The organism is Bacillus sp. SIMBA_074, from assembly GCF_046534555.1.
GTDB lineage: Bacteria > Bacillota > Bacilli > Bacillales > Bacillaceae_G > Bacillus_A > Bacillus_A mycoides.
This window is the reverse complement of sequence record NZ_JAWRYM010000617.1, coordinates 1-267: the sequence shown is the minus strand read 5'-3', so window position 1 is coordinate 267 and position 267 is coordinate 1. Positions and strand designations below refer to the sequence as shown.

Here is a 267-nt window from a genome sequence, read left to right as displayed (position 1 = left end):
ATGTCCTGCTTTAAACGGAGCTTTGTCGTAACATATGTCTTGCTTGTTTTCGCAGTCGTCTTCAGCCTATGCCTGATTGCAGGCGGATTGATCAGTAAGGGGGGCTTCTGATGAAACGTTTTTTTATCCAAAGACTTGAGGGATTGCTGCTGCTTGGACTGGGCCTCATGATTTTTAAATTGTATGTTTCGGGACATTTAACGAAATTGATTGCGCCCAAAATGGTTCCATATGCATTGGCGGCGCTTTTTGCTTTTTTAGTGATCA

At 43.1% G+C, this 267-nt stretch carries 1 protein-coding gene; it reads left to right on the top strand.

Annotation, left to right across the window (positions count from 1 at the left end; translation table 11 throughout):
- Window positions 1–110 precede the first annotated feature (110 nt).
- The coding region (locus SB773_RS32220; RefSeq protein WP_410594436.1) for a DUF1980 domain-containing protein at window positions 111–267 on the top strand (157 nt) is incomplete at its 3' end.